This is a genomic window from Clavibacter lycopersici (assembly GCF_003576405.1).
GTDB lineage: Bacteria > Actinomycetota > Actinomycetes > Actinomycetales > Microbacteriaceae > Clavibacter > Clavibacter lycopersici.
On record NZ_QWGT01000304.1, the window covers coordinates 1 to 2773 of the forward strand.

3 protein-coding genes are annotated in these 2773 nt (G+C 73.2%); all 3 read left to right on the top strand.

All coding sequences use genetic code 11. From position 1 onward, the window contains the following. Window positions 1-537, top strand: a 537-nt coding sequence (locus DZG00_RS14255; RefSeq protein WP_119455759.1) for a hypothetical protein, incomplete at its 5' end; no start/stop codon positions are given. A gap of 190 nt (window positions 538-727) precedes the next feature. Beyond that, window positions 728-2407, top strand: a complete 1680-nt coding sequence (locus DZG00_RS14260; protein ID WP_119383021.1) for a stealth family protein — start codon at window positions 728-730, stop codon at window positions 2405-2407. Further along, window positions 2404-2773 (top strand): J domain-containing protein (locus DZG00_RS14265; RefSeq protein ID WP_147360022.1); only part of this gene is annotated, 370 nt, incomplete at its 3' end. The genes DZG00_RS14260 and DZG00_RS14265, both read left to right, overlap by 4 nt.

The window sequence follows — 2773 nt, forward strand, 5'->3', positions numbered from 1 at the left end:
GCCCCCGGCCAGCGCGTCGCCGCGGGCGAGGTCGTCGCGCTCCCGAGCGCCGGCGCCGACGGCACGGCGGGTCCCGTGGTCGCCACGTCCGTGCTGGGCGTCGCCGAGGGCCAGCCCACCTACTGGTCGGGCTACGAGGACGGCGCGCGCTTCGCCGACCGGATCCCGTTCTTCGCCTTCGTCCAGACGCGCTTCATCGAGGGCGAGCGCGGGCCGCAGAACGGGCCGGTCCTCCGCCCGTTCCTCGCCGACGGCACGGAGGTCGACATCATCCAGCGCCAGCTCGGCGGGATCAGCGCGGCCGCGGAGTGCCCGTACGACGTGCCCGACCTCCGCCTCGAGGACGGCCACGACGTCGAGGAGAGCATGGAGTGCGTCGTGTACGCGGTCCCCGCCGGCCAGGAGCTCGCGGAGCTGCGCTGGCACGACGTCCCGCGCACGATCCTCGAGACGCCGGATCCCGCGACGCACCCGTACCTCGAGGCCCCGGTGGTCTGGGAGGTCGACGCCCTCCCCGCCGCCACCGTGGAGGGGTGACGACCGTGCCGGCACCGACCCGCGCGCGCCGCGGGTGCCGTCCGCCCGGCGCTCGTCCCGGCCGATCGCGCCTGATCCGCTGACCGCCCCCGACCGGGGGCGCACCCGTGCGCTCGATAGAATGTCCCGTCGCCACCCGTCGGGTCGGGCGCACGCATCAGGCACACGAGAAGCACCAAGGGGATGATCCATGGCGGGCAGCGCACGGCAGTTCAACGTAGCGCTCGAGCCGACGGTCGATCCCGCCACCAGCGAGGAGGAGTACTCCCGCCAGGACGACGCGGTCGCCCCCGCGCCCGCCACGTGGCCCACCACGCACCACCGCCCCGACGTCGTCGTCCGCAAGGGCCTCGCCACGCTCGTCAACCGCACGCTCACGCCGCACCAGGCGCTCGTGACGGACCTCCTCTTCATCCGGGACGCGCTGCTCGCGACCGGCATCGACTTCTGGCTGATCCGCGGCAACGACGAGCGCCCGGTCATCGCCATCGACGTGGCGAACCGCGACACCGTCGTCCGCGCCCTCGTCGCCGCGTGCGCCGACGAGCCGCTCTACGCGAAGACCGTCGACGGCCGTCGCCGTCCGCCGCTGCTCGTCGCAGACGGCCGCCTCACCGACAACCCCGACGCCGGGATCTTCCGCCTCTACCGCCCGCGCATCGAGCCGGTGGGCCTCCTGGCCTACGGCGCGTCGACCGCGGTCGAGCTGCAGTTCTTCCGCTTCGAGGGCGAGACCATCGTGTGGCCGGTCGAGAACTCGCTCACGCGCGAGATCCTGCCGGCCGCCGAGGTCGTGCCCGCCACCGTCGAGATGTACGGCCACGAGTGGAAGACGCTCCGCGGCATGTTCGACGCGCAGGCGTCCGACATCACCTTCGACATCGACATGGTCTTCTCCTGGGTCGACGGCAACGACCCCGAGTTCCAGAAGCGCCGCGCCGAGCGCATGAAGGACGTCGTGGTCGGCGAGGGCGACGACTCCGAGGCGCGCTTCCGCCAGATCGACGAGCTCAAGTACGCGCTCCGCTCCGTGTACCTGTTCGCGCCGTGGGTGCGCCGGATCTTCATCGTCACCGACTCCCCGAAGCCGTCGTGGCTGGCCGACCACCCCGGCGTCACGTTCGTGCGCAGCGAGGAGTTCTTCACGGATCCCGCCGCCCTGCCCACGCACAACTCGCAGGCCGTCGAGTCGCAGCTGCAGCACATCCCCGGCCTCAGCGAGCACTTCCTCTACTCGAACGACGACATGTTCTTCGGCCGCCCCGTGCAGCCCGGCATGTTCTTCTCGCCCGGCGGGATCACCAAGTTCATCGAGGCCGCCACGCGCATCGGCCTGGGCGACAACGACTCCGACCGCAGCGGCTTCGAGAACTCCGCGCGCGTCAACCGGCGCCTGCTCATGGAGCGCTTCGGCCGGCTGATCACGCGCCACCTCGAGCACGCGGCCACGCCGCTGCGCAAGAGCGTGCTGCTGGAGCTCGAGCGCGAGTTCGCGGAGGACTTCCACCGCACGCAGCTCAGCCGCTTCCGGTCGAGCACGGACATCTCGGTCACCAACTCGCTGTACCACTACTACGCCCAGATGACGGCGCGCGCCGTGCAGCAGGAGAACGCCAAGGTCGCGTACGTCGACACCACGTCGCGCGCGGGCCTCGACATGCTGCCCGGCCTCCTCAAGCGCCGCTCGCAGGACTTCTTCTGCCTCAACGACGGCTCCTTCCCCGAGGTGCCGGCCGACGAGCGCCAGGCGCGCGTGCAGGACTTCCTCGAGCGCTACTACGGCATCCCGGCGCCGTGGGAGGCCGAGGTCGCCGACGCGGCCGCCGCCTCGTCGGAGTCGCCCGCCTCCCCGGGCTCCCCGGCGGAGTGAGCCGCGCGGGCAGCCCCGCCGACCGCACCCCCTACGAGGTGCTCGGCGTGCATCCCGCGGCCGGCACCACCGCCCTCCGCGCCGCGTACCGCAGGCTCGTCCGCGCGACCCACCCGGACACCGGCGGGGAGGCGCACCTCTTCCACGCGGTGCAGCGCGCGTGGGAGCTCGTCGGGGATCCGGCCGACCGCGCCGCGTACGACCGCGGTCAGGGGCGGGCATCGGCGTCCGACGACGACCCGCTCGGGCCGGACGACGCCGGGTACGCGCCCGCTCCCGGATCCGGCACCCGCCTGGGCGCCGCCGTCCACGGCGTCGCCGGCGCGCTCGCCCGCGCCCACTACCTCGACCGCGTCGCCGCGTGGC

Bases quoted from the DNA above. Each gene is read 5' to 3' on its own strand.
- DZG00_RS14260 (WP_119383021.1), top strand. From the start codon at position 728: ATGGCGGGCAGCGCACGGCAGTTCAACGTAGCGCTCGAGCCGACGGTC.